This is a genomic window from Streptomyces sp. NPDC033178 (assembly GCF_055577685.1).
Map to the genome: position 1 here is coordinate 54942 of NZ_JBVIPT010000012.1, position 17661 is coordinate 72602.

Here is a 17661-nt window from a genome sequence, read left to right on the forward strand (position 1 = left end):
GCCCTGGGAGCGTCGGGCTTTTTTCGCCCCCGCCGCCCCTACCCGTCCCATCCCTGGGGGCTCCGCCCCCAGACCCCCGCATCGCGCTGCCGCGCTCCTCAAACGCCGGACGGGCTGAAAATCAGCCCCTCCGGCGTTTGAGGAGCGGGGGTTCGGGGGCTGGCCCCCGAAAGGGACGGGAATGGGTAGGGGCGGCGGGGGCGAGGAAAACGCCGGACGAACCCGGCGCTAAAGAAGCGACGGCACCTCCGTCGCCGAGACCGAGCGGGCCGCCCGCTCCAGGGCGCTGGCCAGGAGGGCCAGGTCCGTGGGCCCGTTGCCCAGCTCACGGACGGGCCGGCGCGCGGGAGGATCGCCCATGCGAGCCCACTCCAGGGGCACGACCGTGGGACGCAGAGTCGCCGTACGAGGAATACGACCCGTGACCCGGCCCCCCTGGAACGGCGTTGACCGACCGGCCGGTCCGCCGAGCCGCCCCCGCCCGGGCGCCGGCTCCTCCGGCCCGGCCACCGCCGCTTCGAGCACAACCCGAAGCGTCGCCCGCCGAGCCAGCTCCGTCTCGTCCGTCCGCTCCCCGCCCCCGGTCGCCGCCACGAGATGCACCCCGAGCCGCTCCCCGTCCCGCGCCACGGCTTCCAGCGCCCGCACGACCGAACCGGCGGCCGGGCGCCCGGGGGAGCCCAGCGCGGGGGAGAGCAGGGCGTCGAGGTCGTCGACGACCACGACGAGCCGGGGGAGTGGAGGCCCCGTGTCCGAACGGGGCCGGCTCGCGACGGGACGCAGCCGGAGCGTGGAACTGGAGGGAGTATCGAGGTCCCCGGCACCGGCAGACCCGCCCGCCGTACCGCCCGCCTGCCTGACCGCCCCCGAACCAGCCGAGCCAGCCGAGCCAGCCGAACCCGTCGAACCTGCGGACCGCTGGGCGACGACACGGCCCGACGCCCCCTGCCGGTCCTGCCGATCCTGTCGGGCCTGCCTGTCCTGTCGGTCCTGCAGGGCGTGCCACTCGGCGAAGTCGAGCCGGCCGAGCAGCTCGGCCCGCCGCTTCAGCTCGGCGGCCAGGGACTGGGCGAACTCCCGCATCCGTACGGGATCGTGGGCACCCAGATGCGTCGTGACGTGAGGCAGGTCCGTACACACCTGGAGCCCGTCCCCGCGCGCGGCCGCGCCACCGCTGCCCGTGCCGTCCCGGCCGTCGATGAGCACGATGCCGAGCCGGTCGGGCCGCTCCGCGGCGGCGAGCGAGGCGGCCACCGAACGCAGCAGTTCCGTACGCCCGCTGCCTGAAGGCCCCTCGACCAGCAGATGCGGTCCCTCGACCGCGAGGTCCGCGCAGACGGGCCCGCGGGGACCGGCGCCCAGCACGGCCGTGGCCCGGCCGCCGAGCGCCTCCGGGTCGTCGGCCGCGTCCGCCCAGCGCGCCATCAGCGACGCGGGAGTGGCCCTCGCCAGGCCCAACTCGTCGAGCAGCCGGGCGGCTTGGGGCAGCGGCGCGGACACACGGGTGTGCCGCTCGCCCGCCACGCCGTCCGCGCGGAGCGGCGCCAGCGCCCGGGCGAACCGCTCGGCCCAGGCCATGGACACGGCGTCCACGGCGGCGACCGTGCCGTGGCCAACGGGCCCGCCCCGCGCGGGGGATGCGGAACCGCCCGCCTGCTTGCCGTGCGCCACGCGCAGCAGTCGCAGCGCCGTCGCCACGTCCCCGCTGAGCAGCGCGACGGCACCGCACTCCCGGAAGGCGGGCGAGGCCGCACAGGCCGCCTCGTACGTGTCCGTCACCGGTGAGGCGGGCGACGCGGCCGGCGTCTCTACGAGACAGATGACATGGATCCCGGCCTGGGGCCCCTCGGCCGCGAGCCGTGACACGGCCTCCCGCACACCGGCCGACCCGGGGTCCCCGTCCACCACGACGACGGTGTGGGGGCCCGGCCACTCGGTCTCCGCCGGATCGTCGGACCGCGCCCAGGAGGGCCGCCTGGCCCGCCCTCGCGAGGCCGCGTCACTGGTCTGCGTACCGCTGCGGGGGAGTCCGAGGTGGGTGATGTTGCTGTCGCGTGCGGTGGGGTGGGCGCGGGGCGACGCCGGGCCGGCGGAACCGGTGCGCTCACCGGCGCGGGCCGGATCGTCGTCGGACGGGTGCCTCGACCGGGCCGGACCGTCGGAGGAGGAAGAGGTGGAGGAAGAGGCAGAGGGAAAGGTGGATCCGGGACGGCCGCTCGCGCCACCGTCGTGGCCTCCATGGCCCCGCTCGCCGCCGGGCTCCCGTCGCTCGTCGCCACCTGACCGTCGTACGGCCGAGAAGGCCCCGCTGTCGTCCGGTGAACCGTCGCCGAGGCGCAACCCTCCTCCGCCGGTGGAGACGGAGGCCCGGCCCGCCTCCGCCAAGTGGTCCTCAAGCCGGCGGACCAGCTCCTCCGTGCGCGCCGTCGCCTGTTCGCGGTCGTAGGCGAGGAGGAGGCGGCAGTCCTGGCCGTGGGTGGGACGGAGATGGGGGAGCCAGCCGAGCCAGGACCACTCGGCGGTGCGCTCCTCCACCGAACGGGAGCGGTCCGTGCTGATCAGGGTGATTTCCAGGGCGTCGGGCGAGTGCAGCGCGGCGAGCTGGGCGACCACCGCGCGGGCGAGCCCCGAGAGGCGGCCGCGCGGCCCGGCCAGGCCCAGTGCCCCGACCTCCCGCAGACCCGCGGTCACCGGCACCGAGGGGAGCAGGCCGGAGCCGTCGGGCGCGCTCCGGTCCGCCGTGCCGAGCCGCACCGTGAGCGTCTCCGGGTGTCCCGGGCCGCGCTCCCACAGCCGCGGACCCGGTCCGAGCGCGGCCAGCAGCAGCGCCGCGGGATCGGGCCACCGCTCGGGAGCGGACGAGCCCGCGACGACCGGCTCCTCGGCGGCCGGTGTCTCGTACGCGTCGTCGAACGCCTCGTCGTGCTCCGCGTCCGGCTCGTCGCTCCGGCCGCCCGCCAGCCGTCTGGCCCATGCGGAAAGTCCGCCGCGCTTGCGCACACCACGCGGCAGGGGTGTCCCCCGGAGGGGAGTGCCTTTTCGATCACGCTCACCGGGGGCGGGTGCGTCCGGGTTCTCCTCGGGGGCCGCTGCCGAAGGTGCTCCGGCATCCGTGCTCTCGATCCGCGGCGCCCGGCCCTGCCCGGGCACGACGGTCGGGTCCGCGGGCGTGTGCCCCTGGGGCGAGGACGTGGCCCCGGCGGCCCGGTGGGAGCGCCCGCCCTCGGCGGAGCCCCACCCCGCGGTGCCGTACCCGTGATGCGTCTCGGCGGTCGGCGGTGCGACCTGGAAACGGGAGGCCGCCTCCGGAGTGCCGCCGTCGTCCCTGTCACCCCGGTCGGCCCCGTCGCGTGCGTGGGGCACCCTCGCCGCTCCGGCCGCCTCGCCGGGTGCCGGCGCCGGTGCCTGCTGTCCCGTACGACCGGTCGTGGCCGTCGGCTGTTCCCGCTCGGGGGTCTCCGATGCCGTCACGACCCGGATGTGTCCCTCGCCGTCCGGTGCGGTCTCCCGCACGACGGCCGGTTCGCCCGCCGGGGCCAGGCGCAGCGCGGACTCGCCCACCCGAAGGAGTGCCCCCGGCGCGAACCGCACCTGGCGCTCGCTCACGCGCCGGCCGTCCAGCGTCGTGCCGTTCGTGGAGCCCAGGTCCGCCACCGAGACGCGGCCGTCGGCCGCGACCGTCACGGCGCAGTGCAGGCGGGAGACGTCCGGGTCGTCCAGCGGCACGTCGGCGTCGGCCGAGCGGCCGATGTCGATCCGGCCGCCGTGCAGGAAATGGACGCCTCCGGCATCGGGTCCGGCCACCACGCGCAGCTGTGCCGCGGCGGGGTCGAGGTCGGGGCCCGGCTCCGCGGGGGCGCCGAGCGACAGCACGGCGCCGTCCATGAGAGGTGGCTCACCCAGCGTGCAGCGCTGTGCGTCGAGCCGCTCCGCCCCCGCGTACAGCACCCCGGCTCCCTCGCCCCCGACCGCCGAGGCGAGGCCTGAGGCCACCGCCGCGAGCGCGGTCCCGGCGGGTGCTGTCACCAGCACGTCGCAGGACGCGGGGCGTCCCTCGGGGCGCGTCCCCAGCGGGTCTACGACGGTCAGCCGGATCTGCATCGCCGTCAGCGGTCCCTTCTGTCGCGGGTGCCCGTGACGAGGCTGCCCCGCGGTCCCCCACCGCAGATTCCCCCCACCGCACACGGGCACGTCGGCCAGTACGGAAAGCATCCTCGCACCTGCCACTGACAACACGCCCGTCCTCCACCGGCATGTGATCTTGATTGGTCGGCTCTGCCCGCAAAAGTGCCTGACCAATGCCCGAGCGATGTCCGCTTGAGATCGGTCACGTCAAGATGCGGCAACCAAACCACCCAAAGCGAGCGTCTTTTCATCGAACACATACAGGAACGGCTTACGTAATGCATGGGCAGGCGGGGTGAGGGAAACCGCAGCGGGACGACAGCCCGGTGCCACGTTCGACGGCACTACAGTGGGTCGGAACCACCCGTAGCAGGGTGGACGGATCAGTCAGGCAAGCAGCAGGGAGCGCATGACGTGCGGCCGGTAGGGAGCAAGTACCTCCTTGAGGAGCCGCTGGGGCGCGGCGCCACAGGCACCGTCTGGCGCGCCCGCCAGAGGGAGACAGCGGGCGCCGAGGCGGCAGTACCCGGTCAGCCGGGTGAAACGGTGGCGATCAAGGTCCTCAAGGAGGAGCTCGCCAACGACGCGGACATCGTGATGCGGTTCCTGCGGGAGCGCTCCGTGCTGCTCCGCCTGACCCACCCGAACATCGTGCGCGTACGGGACCTCGTGGTCGAGGGCGATCTGCTGGCCCTGGTCATGGACCTGATCGAGGGTCCCGACCTCCATCACTACCTGCGCCAGAACGGCCCGTTCTCGCCGGTCGCCGCCGCGCTCCTGACCGCCCAGGTCGCCGACGCGCTCGCCGCCAGCCACGCCGACGGCGTCGTGCACCGCGACCTCAAGCCCGCGAACGTCCTGCTCAAGCAGGACGGCGGCCAGATGCACCCGATGCTGACGGACTTCGGCATCGCGCGCCTCGCCGACTCCCCGGGCCTGACCCGCACCCACGAGTTCGTCGGCACGCCCGCCTACGTCGCGCCCGAGTCGGCCGAGGGCCGCCCGCAGACCTCCGCCGTCGACATCTACGGCGCCGGAATCATGCTGTACGAGCTGGTCACCGGCCGTCCCCCGTTCGGCGGCGGATCGGCCCTGGAGGTTCTCCACCAGCATCTGAGCGCCGAGCCGCGCCGGCCCTCCACGGCCCCCGACCCGCTGTGGACCGTCATAGAGCGCTGCCTGCGCAAGAACCCCGACGAGCGGCCCAGCGCCGAGAACCTCGCCCGAGGTCTGCGTACGGTCGCCGAGGGCATCGGCGTGCACTCCAACTCCGCGCAGATCGCCGCCGCCGAGGCCGTGGGCGTGATGCTCGCCCCGGACCTGGCGCCCGCCGCCGTGCCGGGCGACTTCGGTGCCGCCGACCCCACCCAGGTGCTCCCGCAGGGCGCCGCCTCGTACGACCCGAACGGCGCGACCAGCGTCCTGCCGCACACCGGCGCCGCCGACCCCACCGCCGTACTGCCCAACCGTGGTGCGGCCGACCCGACGGCCGTGATGCCGCCGGTGCCCCCGGGGCAGCCCGGGGCGGGCCCCGAGGATCCGCACCCCTGGCAGAACCAGCTGCGGGCGGCCCGCGACCGCAACGAGCCGACGCAGATGCAGCCGTACCTCGACCCGAACGAGGACCCGCTGCGGCGGCGCCCCCAGCGCCAGGTCGCCAGGCCCCAGCAGCAGCCACCGCCGCAGCCGAGGCCCCAGCAGCCGCAGCAGCGCCGGCAGCGACCGCCCCAGAACCAGCCCGGGTACGGCTATCCGCAGCAGGGACAGCAGCCCCAGGGGTACGCGCCCCAGCACCAGCCTCAGCAGCGGCACGCTCCGCCCCAGCAGCCTCAGCAGCCCGCGCCGCGGCCGCCGCGCGAGCCCCGGCAGCGCAGCGCCAACCGGATGAAGATTCCCGGGCTCGGCTGCCTCAAGGGATGCCTGTTCACCGTCGTCATCCTGTTCCTGGCCGGGTGGGCGATCTGGGAGTTCAGCCCGCTCCAGGGCTGGATCGGCACGTCCAAGAACTACTGGGACCAGCTGTCGGACATGTTCGGCACGGTCTCCGGCTGGGTCGAGGACCTGGGCGGCGGTTCCGGGAAGTAAGTCTTCTCGGGTGCCAATAAGCCTTTTCAGGTATTTCAGAGCATTGCCCCTTCAAATCCCCGGAACCGCGGTGCGGTTCTGGGGATTTGTCGACACCTGGGGGGTGATTTCTGTCGCCGAAGAGGAGGTTGGCGCTCTGGGCGCGTAGCTTTATCGGCAACACGCGCCCGTAGGAGCAGTCTTGGTACGGAAGATCGGCAGCCGGTACACCGCCAACCAGATTCTGGGGCGGGGCAGCGCCGGCACGGTGTGGCTCGGCGAGGGGCCCGAGGGCCCCGTCGCCATCAAGCTGCTGCGCGAGGACCTCGCGTCCGACCAGGAGCTCGTGGGCCGTTTCGTGCAGGAGCGGACGGCCCTGCTCGGCCTCGATCACCCGCACGTCGTCTCCGTACGCGACCTCGTGGTCGACGGCAACGACCTCGCCCTGGTCATGGACCTCGTCCGCGGTACGGATCTGCGGACCCGGCTCGACCGGGAGCGGCGGCTCGCGCCCGAGGCCGCCGTCGCCATCGTGGCCGACGTCGCGGACGGACTCGCCGCGGCGCACGCGGCGGGGGTCGTGCACCGGGACGTCAAGCCGGAGAACGTGCTGCTCGACATGCAGGGACCGCTCGGACCCGGCGGCTCGCACCCCGCGCTGCTCACCGACTTCGGCGTCGCCAAGCTCATCGACTCACCGCGCCGGACGCGCGCGACGAAGATCATCGGTACACCCGACTACCTGGCGCCCGAGATCATCGAGGGGCTGCCCCCGCGGGCGGCCGTCGACATCTACGCCCTGGCGACCGTGCTGTACGAACTCCTCGCGGGGTTCACGCCGTTCGGCGGGGGACATCCGGGGGCGGTCCTGCGGCGGCACGTCACCGAGACCGTCGTCCCGCTGCCCGGGATTCCCGAGGAGCTGTGGCAGCTGCTCGTGCAGTGCCTGGCGAAGGCACCCGCGTCCCGCCTGCGGGCGTCCGAGCTGGGTGAGCGGCTGCGGGAGCAGCTGCCGATACTGGCGGGGATGCCGCCGCTGGACGTGGACGAGCCGGACGGGGACGAGGACGGGAGCGGCGGGTACGACGATGCGCCGGCGGAGCCTCAGGCTCCGCGCGAGCGGGTCCGGCGCGGGGCCGTTCCCCTCGTGCCCGGCGCCAAGCCGGACTCGAACCGTGACACGCATACGTCGATGAGGGTGCCGGGGCCCGACGAGCTCGCGGGCGGCGCCCGCGGCACGGCCCGCGCTCCGCGTGCCGCCGGGACGCCCCGGCCGGGGTCCGCCCGCCATCGGGCCGCCGCGGCTCGGCGCCGGCGGATCACGCTGGGGGCGGCGGGGGTGGCGCTCGTCGCCGCGGTGGGGGTGGGCGCGTGGCTCGCCACCTCGGGCGACGACGCGGGTGCGACGCCGTCCGAGACGGAGACGTCGGCGCCGGCTTCGCCCTGACGGGCGGCGGTTGTCCTCCGGGCGCGGGTTGGTTCGGGCTGGCCGCGCAGTTCCCCGCGCCCCTGGGTGGGTGGGGGCTGGTGTGGTGTGTTGGGTGCGGGTGGGTCGGTGCTGAGCGCGCAGTTCCCCGCGCCCCTAAAAAGCGGGGCTGCGCCCCTGGCTTTTTGTCTTTAGGGGCGCGGGGAACTGCGCGGCCAGCACCGACCCACCCGCGGACGACAAATGGAGCCCCCACCAGCAAGCCCCCCGTTCCACCGGCGGAGCCACTTCGTGGAGCCGTTACGCTGGAGGCGTGGCAGTCGTCGATGTATCCGAAGAGCTCAAGTCCCTCTCCTCGACCATGGAGTCGATCGAGGCCGTCCTGGACCTCGACAAGCTGAGGGCAGACATCGCCGTGCTCGAGGAGCAGGCGGCAGCGCCGTCCCTGTGGGACGACCCGGACGAGGCGCAGAAGATCACCAGCAAGCTGAGCCACCTCCAGGCCGAGGTGCGCAAGGCCGAAGCGCTCCGCGGGCGTATCGATGATCTCAGTGTCCTCTTCGAGATGGCCGAGGAGGAGGACGACCCGGACACCCGGGCCGAGGCCGAGACCGAGCTCACCGCCGTCAAGAAGGCGCTGGACGAGATGGAAGTCCGGACACTGCTCTCCGGGGAGTACGACTCCCGCGAGGCGCTCGTCAACATCCGCGCGGAGGCCGGTGGCGTCGACGCCGCCGACTTCGCCGAGAAGCTGCAGCGCATGTACCTGCGCTGGGCCGAGCAGCACGGATACAAGACGGAGGTCTACGAGACCTCGTACGCGGAAGAGGCCGGCATCAAGTCGACCACCTTCGCCGTCCAGATCCCGTACGCGTACGGGACGCTGTCGGTGGAGCAGGGCACGCACCGGCTGGTGCGCATCTCGCCCTTCGACAACCAGGGCCGCCGCCAGACCTCCTTCGCGGGTGTGGAGATCCTTCCCGTCGTCGAGCAGACCGATCACATCGAGATCGACGAGTCCGAGCTCCGGGTGGACGTGTACCGCTCGTCCGGGCCCGGCGGCCAGGGCGTCAACACGACCGACTCCGCGGTGCGGCTCACCCACCTCCCCACCGGCATCGTCGTCTCCTGTCAGAACGAGCGGTCGCAGATCCAGAACAAGGCGTCCGCGATGAACGTGCTGCAGGCCAAGCTCCTCGACCGGCGCCGGCAGGAGGAGCAGGCCAAGATGGACGCCCTCAAGGGCGACGGCGGCAACTCCTGGGGCAACCAGATGCGTTCGTACGTCCTGCACCCGTACCAAATGGTCAAGGATCTGCGCACGGAGTTCGAAGTCGGAAACCCCGAGGCCGTTTTCAATGGCGAGATCGACGGGTTCCTGGAGGCCGGAATTCGCTGGCGCAAGCAGCGGGAGAAGTAGGCGACATTTGTAGTCGTCGCTTTGTCGACAGGGCAACTGCCATCCACTGGACGGCAGTTGCCCTTTGTGTAGGCCGATGTCTGGGTTTTACATCACACTCACATGACGCTGTGCCGGTCAAAAGAGCTTGATCTGGACATCGCGGTCGCAACGACCTTGACGTTGCATTGAAAAGTGGGAAAGCTGACGCGCGGCATGCGTATCTCTGGGGCGCATGTGAACCGGGGGCTCCACCGAGCTTTACCCGACGTCGCGGCCCCGGGCGCTGCACCATTGACGATGAGCTACTGGGGGTAGCAACCAGATGACCAAGAAGACGCGTATCCGGATCGCGCGGATAGCCGCCGGCGCGGTGATCGCCGCCGGTGCTTCGCTGACCGCCGCCGGTGCCGCTTCGGCTCTCGACGTCGGTGTCGAGGTGGGCGGTCTGAACGTCGGCGCCAGCGCCGACAAGAACGGTGTCGAGGTCGGCCTCGCTGTCGAGGACCCGACCGAGGAGCCCACCGAGGAGCCCACCGAAGAGCCGACGGTGATCCCGACGGACCCCACCGAGGAGCCGCCCACCGAGGAGCCCACCGAGGAGCCGACCGAGGAGCCCACCGAGCCGACGGAGGAGCCGACCGACGAGCCCACCGTTGAGCCGAGCGACCCGGGCAACGACAACGGCGGCAGCACCGGTGGCAACGACACCGACCCCGACGGCGGCTCCCAGCCGGTCGAGCAGGGCGCGGGCAAGGAGAGCCTGACCGACACCGGTTCGGACACCTCCGCCCAGGGCACCGGCGGCGAGCTGGCCGAGACCGGCGCCGCCGAGAACATCACGTACCTGCTGATCGGCGCCGCGACGATGATCGCCGGCGGCATCGGCTTCCGTATGCTGCCCCGCCTCATGAACGGCCGCGGCGCGGCTGCCTGACGGACGTCATGGGCGTACGCGCGCGTGAGTGCGTGACGTGAGTGCGTGAGAAGGGCCCGGAGCTTGAAGCTCCGGGCCCTTCCTCATGTCTTGTCCGCAGGCCTTGTCGGCGTCTCGCCGCCCGCTGCCGCCGTGCCTTGTGCGTGCCCGCTCGTGCCTCGCGCGCGTCCTACGCGGTCTGGTGGGCCAGCAGGGCCACTGCCGCGATCAGGATGGCGAGCAGTGCGATCAGCGCCATGGGGTTGAGGCCGCCTCCGAAGGGGCCCTCCTGCTGCAGCCGCGCACGGTTCGCGCGGCAGACGGGGCAGCGGCCTTCGTTCACGGGCGCGGCACAGTTCGCGCACACCAGCCGGTCGTACGTCATGCGCTCGCCCTCCTTGCACCGGTTCCACGTACACAACGCTCTCGGGAACGGATACGTTCCCCCTCCACTGTGCCAGGTTCCTCCGGAGGGTGCGCGGCTCGCTCTCAGATGGGACGGCTTGCGTTTTCCCGCGACTACAGGCCGTGTGCGGCCGGTCGCGTCCACGCGGCGGTGCCGCATACCGATACAGCCCCACGCTCCTTCCGGGTGCAGCCCCTCTCAGAGGTTGCCCCGCACAAAAGCGCACAACCCTTGCGCAACCTCTCCCGGCGACTGCGCGCGTGTACCCGGGTCGCGTATGGTCACGCTCATCTAACCCCGATATCCCCGACGGCCTGTGGTGCATCCGTGATCCGATTCGACAACGTGTCCAAGGTCTACCCCAAGCAGACCCGCCCCGCTCTGAGGGATGTCTCCCTGGAGGTCGAGCGAGGCGAGTTCGTGTTCCTGGTGGGGTCCTCCGGCTCCGGAAAGTCCACCTTCCTGCGGCTGATCCTCCGTGAGGAGCGGACCAGCCACGGTCAGGTGCACGTCCTGGGCAAGGACCTCGCGCGCATCTCCAACTGGAAGGTGCCGCAGATGCGCCGCCAGCTCGGGACGGTGTTCCAGGACTTCCGCCTCCTGCCGAACAAGACGGTCGCCGAGAACGTGGCCTTCGCGCAGGAGGTCATCGGCAAGTCGCGCGGCGAGATCCGCAAGTCCGTGCCGCAGGTGCTCGACCTCGTCGGGCTCGGCGGCAAGGAGGACCGGATGCCCGGTGAGCTGTCCGGCGGTGAGCAGCAGCGGGTGGCGATCGCGAGAGCGTTCGTCAACCGGCCCAAGCTGCTGATCGCGGACGAGCCCACCGGAAACCTCGACCCGCAGACCTCCGTCGGCATCATGAAGCTGCTCGACCGGATCAACCGGACGGGCACGACCGTCCTGATGGCGACGCACGACCAGAACATCGTGGACCAGATGCGCAAGCGCGTCATCGAGCTGGAGAAGGGCCGACTAGTCCGCGACCAGGCGCGCGGCGTGTACGGCTACCAGCACTGACCGCGACCTCCCTCATGCTCTCGGCGCCACCGCAGAGCACGGGGAGGACTCCCCACGCATCCGCCACGGAAAGGCCTGAGAAGACGCCATGCGCGCCCAGTTCGTTCTGTCGGAGATCGGTGTCGGTCTCCGCCGCAATCTGACGATGACCTTCGCGGTCGTCGTCTCGGTCGCCCTGTCCCTCGCCCTGTTCGGCGGTTCGCTCCTGATGAGCGACCAGGTGAACACGATGAAGGGCTACTGGTACGACAAGGTCAACGTCTCGATCTTCCTCTGCAACAAGAGCGACGCGGAGTCCGACCCCAACTGCGCCAAGGGAGCGGTCACCACCGAGCAGAAGAAGCAGATCGAGACCGACCTCGACAAGATGTCCGTCGTCGAGACCGTCTCGCACGAGTCGAGCGACCAGGCGTACAAGCACTACAAGGAGCAGTTCGGCGACTCCCCGCTCGCCGCCTCGCTCACCCCGGACCAGATGCAGGAGTCCTTCCGCATCAAGCTCAAGGACCCGGAGAAGTACCAGGTCATCGCGACCGCCTTCGACGGCCGTGACGGCGTGCAGTCCGTGCAGGACCAGAAGGGCATCCTCGACAACCTCTTCGGGCTCCTCAACGGCATGAACTGGGCCGCCCGCGCGGTGATGGCGATGATGCTCGTCGTCGCGCTGATGCTGATCGTCAACACGGTGCGCGTCTCCGCCTTCAGCCGTCGGCGTGAGACCGGGATCATGCGCCTGGTGGGCGCCTCCGGCTTCTACATCCAGGCGCCGTTCATCATGGAGGCCGCGGTCGCCGGACTGATCGGCGGCGGGGTGGCGTGTGCCTTCCTGCTGATCGCCCGGTACTTCATCATCGACCACGGTCTGGCCCTGTCGGAGAAGTTGAATCTGATCAACTTCATCGGCTGGGACGCCGTTCTCACGAAGCTGCCGCTCATCCTCGCGACGAGTCTGCTGATGCCCGCGCTTGCCGCGTTCTTCGCGTTGCGCAAGTACCTGAAGGTGTGACGCATGACAAGAGGGCCGTACCGGCAAGCGCCGGTACGGCCCTTCTCGTTGTCCTAGACTCACCGGCATGTCAGGCCGTGACCTGTTCTGTCAGCCCCGCCGCTTCGGCCGCGGGGCGGCCCTGACGTTGGTCTTCGCGAGCGTTCTCGCGGCGGGCGCCGCGACCGGCTCGTTCGACACCCCCGTCCGCAAGAGCGCCTCCCCGTCCGCCAGGTCGGCCCCCGCGGGCCACCAGGAGGACGTCGCCGACGCCGCCGCCGAGGCGATGGCCGACGGCAAGTCCCCGGTCGAGGCCGCCGAGCGGGCCGTCAGCCGCAGCGGCGACCGCTGGGGCGCGGTCTACTCCCCGGGCGAGTACGAGGAGTTCGAGGAAGCCCTCGACGGCCAGTACACCGGCGTCGGCCTGTGGGCCCGGCGCGAGCGCGACGGACGTATCGAGGTGACCCGCGTGCAGTCCGGCTCGCCCGCGCAGGCCGCCGGGATCCGCCGGGGCGACCGGCTGCGCAGCATCGACGGCCACCGGGTCGACGGCAGGCCCGTCACGGAGGTCGTCTCGTTACTGAGGGGCGACGCCACCGACGCGAGCGCCGGAACGACCGTCGCACTCGGCCTTGAGCGCGGCACGCGCACGTGGCGCGAGACCCTGCGCAGGGCCCGCCTGTCCACCGACTCCGTGACGGTCCGCGAACTGCCGGGCGGCGTCACCGTGATCAAGGTCGCCGCCTTCACCAAGGGCTCCGGAGACCTCGTACGGACCGCCGTGGCCGACGCCCCCACGGGAACCGGGGTCGTCCTGGACCTGCGCGGCAACTCCGGCGGCCTGGTCACCGAGGCCGTCACCGCCGCCTCCGCCTTCCTCGACGGCGGCCTCGTCGCCACGTACGACGTGAACGGCGACCAGCGTGCCCTGCACGCCGATCCCGGCGGTGACACCACCAGACCCCTGGTCGCGCTCGTCGACGGCGGCACGATGAGCGCGGCCGAGCTCCTCACGGGGGGCCTGCAGGACCGCGGCCGCGCGGTCGTCGTGGGCTCCAGGACCTTCGGCAAGGGCTCGGTCCAGATGCCGAGCCGGCTGCCCGACGGCTCCGTCGCCGAGCTGACCGTCGGGCACTACCGCACCCCCTCCGGACGCGGCGTCGACGGCCGCGGCATCACCCCCGACCTGGAGGCCGAGGAGGGCTCGCTGGAGCGGGCCGAGACCGTACTGAGCGGGCTCGGCGACCCCTCGTAGCCGACCGGACACGGCATTCTGGGCCGACGGTCCGCGTCTCCCGTAATCGGCTTTCCCTCGTGGGCCCCTCTAGTGCGAAAATGGCCAGCACTATGAGCAAGGGCATGTACGTACCGAAAGAATCCCAGCCGAAGCAGGGAGGGGGCACCTCCGGCAAGGTCAAGGACGGCAAGCGCAAGATCGTCGCGCAGAACAAGAAGGCGCGGCACGACTACGCCATCATCGACACCTACGAGGCCGGGCTCGTCCTCACCGGCACGGAGGTGAAGTCCCTGCGCCAGGGCCGTGCCTCGCTGACCGACGGCTTCGTCCAGATCGACGGGAACGAGGCGTGGCTGCACAACGCCCACATCCCGGAGTACAGCCAGGGCACGTGGACCAACCACACCGTGCGCCGCAAGCGGAAGCTGCTCCTGCACCGCGAGGAGATCGACAAGCTGGCGTCGAAGTCCGAGGAGACGGGTCACACGATCGTGCCCCTCGCCCTCTACTTCAAGGACGGCCGCGCGAAGGCCGAGATCGCGCTCGCCCGGGGCAAGAAGGAGTACGACAAGCGGCAGACCCTGCGCGAGAAGCAGGACCGGCGGGAGTCGGACCGGGCGATCGCGGCGGCCAAGAGGAAGCAGCGGGGCGAGTAGCAGCGGGGCGAGTGGCGGGCCGGTGGGCGCCCAGCCGCCGGGCCGCCGGGAATACGGTGGCATCGGTGAGCGTTGGTCACGTACGATGGCACTGCACCTCGTAGCGGGTGCGCACCTCTTCGCTTGGAGAAGTTCCGAAGAGGATTGAAAAATCAACATGGGGATGATCGGTTTCGACAGCGGCTGTTGAAGCAGGGGAAGCGTGTCGAGGAAGCGGCAATGATCTCGTTAACCATATGTCGCAACCAATAATCGCCAATTCCAAGAGCGATTCCCAGTCCTTCGCCCTCGCTGCCTAATAACAGCGACTGAAGGACCCTAAAAGGGTGTCAGCCCGGGGGTGTTCCCGACCCGGACCCTGGCATAATCTAGGGAACTAAACCATCGAGCCCGGTCACGGGGTTCGATGGGAAATCAAACAGTGACTGGGCCCGTCGGCGACTTGTTCGCGTGATCACCGGGGCCGAGAAAATCGAAGCGAACTGCACACGGAGAAGCCCTGATTCTGCACCGGTGGACGCGGGTTCGATTCCCGCCATCTCCACTCATCCCATGTTAGACAAAGGCCCCGCCGCCCAGGCAGCGGGGCCTTTGTCGTGTTTGCCCACTGTCCACGAGGCGCGTCGTCCGGGATGCTCCTGTGGCATGAGTAGACCCGTGAGCAGACCCGTGAGTAGAACCGCGAAGAGTTCTGGGGAGCGCGTCAACTCCCGTGGGAAACGGTGGATCTGGCCCGTCGTGATCGGGCTCGCGGCGGCCGCGCTCGGTTCGGGTTCGCCGGCCGGGGCAAACGCCGACCGGAGCGGACTGCCGGAGGCCATCGACACCATCCTCGGGGACAGCAGGATGGAGGGCGGGGCGGCGAGCGTCGTGGTCGCCGATGCCGCGAGCGGCGAGGTGCTCTACCAGCACCGGCCGACCGAGCGGCTGATGCCCGCCTCCAACACCAAACTGCCCACCTCGGCCGCGGCGATGGAGATCCTCGGCCCCGACCACAGGTTCACGACGGACGTCCTGACGAACGGCAGGCGGCAGGGCTCAGTCCTGCGCGGCGATCTGTATCTGCGCGGCAGCGGTGACCCGACCGCGCTCGCCAAGGACTACGACAAACTGGCCGCCGACCTCGCCGGGTCGGGCGTCACCCGTGTCGACGGACGGCTCCTCGCCGACGACACCCGCTTCGACAGCGCCCGGCTCGGCCGGTCCTGGGCCGCCGACGACGAGTCCGCGTACTACTCGGCGCAGATCAGCGCGCTGAGCGTCGCGCCCGACACCGACTACGACACCGGGACCGTGATCGTGGAGGTCGCGCCGGGCGCGGCGGCAGGGGACGAGCCGACCGTCACCGTCACGCCGAAGACGGACTACGTCGACCTGGACGTCCGGGCCACGACCGTCGCCGCGGGCGGCTCGAACGACCTCACCGTCGAGCGGGAGCACGGCACCAACACCATCGTGGTCAGCGGTACGACACCCGCGGGCGGCTCCGGCGCCACGGAGTGGGTGAGCGTGTGGGAGCCCACCGGGTACGCGGCCGCCGTCTTCCGGGACGCGCTCGCCGCGCACGGGGTGAAGGTGACCGGGCCGACGCGGCTCGGGCGCGCCACGCCCGCGGGGGCACGGCAGCTCGCCTCGCACGCCTCGATGCCGTTGAAGGACCTGCTGATCCCCTTCATGAAGCTGTCGAACAACATGCACGCCGAGATCCTCACCAAGGCCATGGGCCGGAAGGTCTCGGGGGAGGGGAGCTGGAGCGCCGGGCTCGCCGCCGTCAGCGGTTACGCGAAGGGCGTCGGCGTCGACACGGGCAAGCTGCGGCAGGTCGACGGTTCGGGGCTCTCCCGGATGAACAACTTCACCGCCGGCCAGTTCGCCAAGCTGCTGCTCGCGGTGCGGGCCGAGCCCTGGTACGCCGACTGGTACAAGTCCTTGCCGGTCGCCTGCGGCCCCGACCGGTTCGTGGGCGGCACCCTGCGGACCAGGATGTGCGGGACGCCCGCGGCGCTCAACGCCCGTGCCAAGACAGGCTCGTTGACCGGGGCGTCCGCGCTCTCCGGGTACGTGACGGGCGCGGACGGACGTGAACTCGTCTACAGCATCGTGCTCAACAACTACCTCGCCTCCTCCGTGAAGCCCCTGGAGGACGCGATCGTGGTGACGCTGGCGCGGTCCACGGCGGACGCGGCCGTACTGGTGAAACCGGGCAGCGCGCGGGCGGCCGAGCGCAACGGGGACCTGGAGTGCTCGTGGCGCAAGCTGGTCGAGTGCTGAGCGAGTGAGCTGCGGTCCAGGGCGTCTCCTCGACGCCCTGGACCGGACAGAGCCCTGTACGGTCCAGGGTCCGGTCCGGTCCGGTCCGGTCAGGTCCGGACCCGGGGTCCGGTCCGGTCAGGTCCCGCGTCCGGGCTGGTCAGGTCCGGTCAGGGCCGTGGCATCGTGCTCGCCCGTACCGTCAGCCGGGGCGACAGCAGCGTGGCCTCCGGTACGGCCGTGGCGCCACCGAGCTTCCTCATCAGCAGTTCCACCGCTCCCGTGCCCACCTCGGCGGTCGGTATGGCGATCGAGGTGACGGGGACGCGGGTCTGCTCGGCCACCTCGTCCGGGCAGATCGCCGTGACCGACAGATCCCCCGGGACCCGCAGGCCGAGGGCCTCGAACGCGTCGATCAGCGGCTCAAGAACCGGCTCGTTGTGCACCACGACCCCCGTCAACGCGGGCCGCTCCCGCAGGAGTTGCTCCGCGACCTGCCGGGCCGCCGCGGGCGCCGCCTCGCACGGGTGCACCGAGGACGACAGGCCGTTTCGGTCGGCCGCGGCCGTGAAGCCCTGGACCACCCGCTGGGCGAACCCCGTCTCCCGTACGTACACCTCGGGCGGCGAGCCCACCAGGCCGATCACCCGGTGTCCGAGGCCCGCGAGATGCTCGACGCACAGCTCGCCCGCCGCCCTGAAGTCCAGGTCGATGCAGGTCAGCCCGGCGGGCTCGGCCGGGAACCCGATGAGCACCGACGGGCGGTCCAGGGCGCGCAACAACGGCAGGCGCCGGTCGTGGAGTTGGATGTCCATCACGATCAGCGCGTCCACGAGGGCGGTGTCCGCGACCCGGCGCAGCCCGTCCTCGCCCTCCTCCTGCGTGAGCAGCAGCACATCGTGGTCGTGCCGGCGCGCGGCCGTCACCACGGACACCGCGAACTGCATCACCACCGGCACATGGATGCCGGTGCGTAACGGCACCACCAGCGCGAGCACGTTCGACCGGCTGCTCGCGAGGGCCCGGGCGCCCGCGTGCGGCCGGTAGCCCAGCTCGCGGATGCTGTCCTCGATGCGCTGCCGGGTCTCCTCGGAGATCGGGCGCTTGCCGCTCAGCGCGTACGAGACGGTGCTGGGGGACACCCCGGCGTGCCGTGCCACGTCGGTGATCTTCACCATGC

Annotated in this window: 12 protein-coding genes and 1 other RNA gene; 10 read left to right on the forward strand and 3 right to left on the reverse strand. The window is 71.5% G+C overall.

Annotation, left to right across the window (positions count from 1 at the left end):
- Positions 1-228 precede the first annotated feature (228 nt).
- Positions 229-4101, reverse strand: a complete 3873-nt coding sequence (locus ACZ5VQ_RS27915; protein ID WP_469107288.1) for an FHA domain-containing protein — start codon at positions 4099-4101, stop codon at positions 229-231.
- A gap of 438 nt (positions 4102-4539) precedes the next feature.
- Here ACZ5VQ_RS27915 and ACZ5VQ_RS27920 point away from each other — a divergent pair, with 438 nt between their 5' ends.
- The 4 genes from ACZ5VQ_RS27920 (at position 4540) to ACZ5VQ_RS27935 (ending at position 9951) form a co-directional block, all read left to right on the forward strand.
- Positions 4540-6210, forward strand: a complete 1671-nt coding sequence (locus tag ACZ5VQ_RS27920; RefSeq protein ID WP_469107289.1) for a serine/threonine-protein kinase — start codon at positions 4540-4542, stop codon at positions 6208-6210.
- 181 nt (positions 6211-6391) lie between these two features.
- On the forward strand, positions 6392-7636 hold the full coding sequence (locus tag ACZ5VQ_RS27925; protein WP_469107290.1) for a serine/threonine-protein kinase: 1245 nt from the start codon (positions 6392-6394) through the stop codon (positions 7634-7636).
- A gap of 292 nt (positions 7637-7928) precedes the next feature.
- A complete protein-coding gene (prfB, locus tag ACZ5VQ_RS27930; protein ID WP_469107291.1) occupies positions 7929-9035 on the forward strand; it encodes a peptide chain release factor 2 in 1107 nt (368 codons plus the stop codon).
- Between the two features lie 304 nt (positions 9036-9339).
- Positions 9340-9951, forward strand: a complete 612-nt coding sequence (locus tag ACZ5VQ_RS27935) for an LPXTG cell wall anchor domain-containing protein (protein ID WP_469107292.1) — start codon at positions 9340-9342, stop codon at positions 9949-9951.
- A gap of 169 nt (positions 9952-10120) precedes the next feature.
- Here the strand turns inward: ACZ5VQ_RS27935 and ACZ5VQ_RS27940 are convergent, their stop codons facing one another.
- Entirely contained in the window at positions 10121-10315 is a 195-nt protein-coding gene (locus ACZ5VQ_RS27940) for a hypothetical protein (protein WP_055615824.1), read from the reverse strand.
- Between the two features lie 348 nt (positions 10316-10663).
- Here ACZ5VQ_RS27940 and ftsE point away from each other — a divergent pair, with 348 nt between their 5' ends.
- The 6 genes from ftsE (at position 10664) to dacB (ending at position 16502) form a co-directional block, all read left to right on the forward strand.
- Complete coding sequence (gene ftsE, locus ACZ5VQ_RS27945) at positions 10664-11353, forward strand: cell division ATP-binding protein FtsE (RefSeq protein WP_200397853.1); 690 nt, start codon at positions 10664-10666, stop codon at positions 11351-11353.
- A gap of 88 nt (positions 11354-11441) precedes the next feature.
- The gene (gene ftsX / locus ACZ5VQ_RS27950) at positions 11442-12359 is read left to right on the forward strand and encodes a permease-like cell division protein FtsX (protein ID WP_055615826.1); all 918 of its coding nucleotides are present in this window, start codon (positions 11442-11444) and stop codon (positions 12357-12359) included.
- Positions 12360-12426: 67 nt separating this feature from the next.
- The gene (locus tag ACZ5VQ_RS27955; protein WP_469107293.1) at positions 12427-13593 is read left to right on the forward strand and encodes a S41 family peptidase; all 1167 of its coding nucleotides are present in this window, start codon (positions 12427-12429) and stop codon (positions 13591-13593) included.
- Between the two features lie 104 nt (positions 13594-13697).
- On the forward strand, positions 13698-14231 hold the full coding sequence (gene smpB, locus ACZ5VQ_RS27960) for an SsrA-binding protein SmpB (RefSeq protein WP_186001021.1): 534 nt from the start codon (positions 13698-13700) through the stop codon (positions 14229-14231).
- Between the two features lie 159 nt (positions 14232-14390).
- Positions 14391-14778, forward strand: a transfer-messenger RNA (tmRNA) gene (gene ssrA / locus ACZ5VQ_RS27965).
- Positions 14779-14876: 98 nt separating this feature from the next.
- Entirely contained in the window at positions 14877-16502 is a 1626-nt protein-coding gene (gene dacB, locus ACZ5VQ_RS27970) for a D-alanyl-D-alanine carboxypeptidase/D-alanyl-D-alanine endopeptidase (RefSeq protein WP_469107294.1), read from the forward strand.
- 149 nt (positions 16503-16651) lie between these two features.
- Here the strand turns inward: dacB and ACZ5VQ_RS27975 are convergent, their stop codons facing one another.
- Positions 16652-17659 carry a LacI family DNA-binding transcriptional regulator gene (locus ACZ5VQ_RS27975; RefSeq protein ID WP_469107295.1) on the reverse strand — a complete coding sequence of 336 codons (1008 nt, stop codon included), beginning with the start codon at positions 17657-17659 and terminating at the stop codon, positions 16652-16654.
- Between the last annotated feature and the right edge of the window lie 2 nt (positions 17660-17661).

Bases quoted from the DNA above. Each gene is read 5' to 3' on its own strand.
- ACZ5VQ_RS27915 (WP_469107288.1), bottom strand. From the start codon at position 4,101: ATGCAGATCCGGCTGACCGTCGTAGACCCGCTGGGGACGCGCCCCGAG.
- ACZ5VQ_RS27935 (WP_469107292.1), top strand. From the start codon at position 9,340: ATGACCAAGAAGACGCGTATCCGGATCGCGCGGATAGCCGCCGGCGCG.
- ACZ5VQ_RS27940 (WP_055615824.1), bottom strand. From the start codon at position 10,315: ATGACGTACGACCGGCTGGTGTGCGCGAACTGTGCCGCGCCCGTGAAC.
- ftsX (WP_055615826.1), top strand. From the start codon at position 11,442: ATGCGCGCCCAGTTCGTTCTGTCGGAGATCGGTGTCGGTCTCCGCCGC.
- ACZ5VQ_RS27955 (WP_469107293.1), top strand. From the start codon at position 12,427: ATGTCAGGCCGTGACCTGTTCTGTCAGCCCCGCCGCTTCGGCCGCGGG.
- smpB (WP_186001021.1), top strand. From the start codon at position 13,698: ATGTACGTACCGAAAGAATCCCAGCCGAAGCAGGGAGGGGGCACCTCC.
- dacB (WP_469107294.1), top strand. From the start codon at position 14,877: ATGAGTAGACCCGTGAGCAGACCCGTGAGTAGAACCGCGAAGAGTTCT.
- ACZ5VQ_RS27975 (WP_469107295.1), bottom strand. From the start codon at position 17,659: ATGGTGAAGATCACCGACGTGGCACGGCACGCCGGGGTGTCCCCCAGC.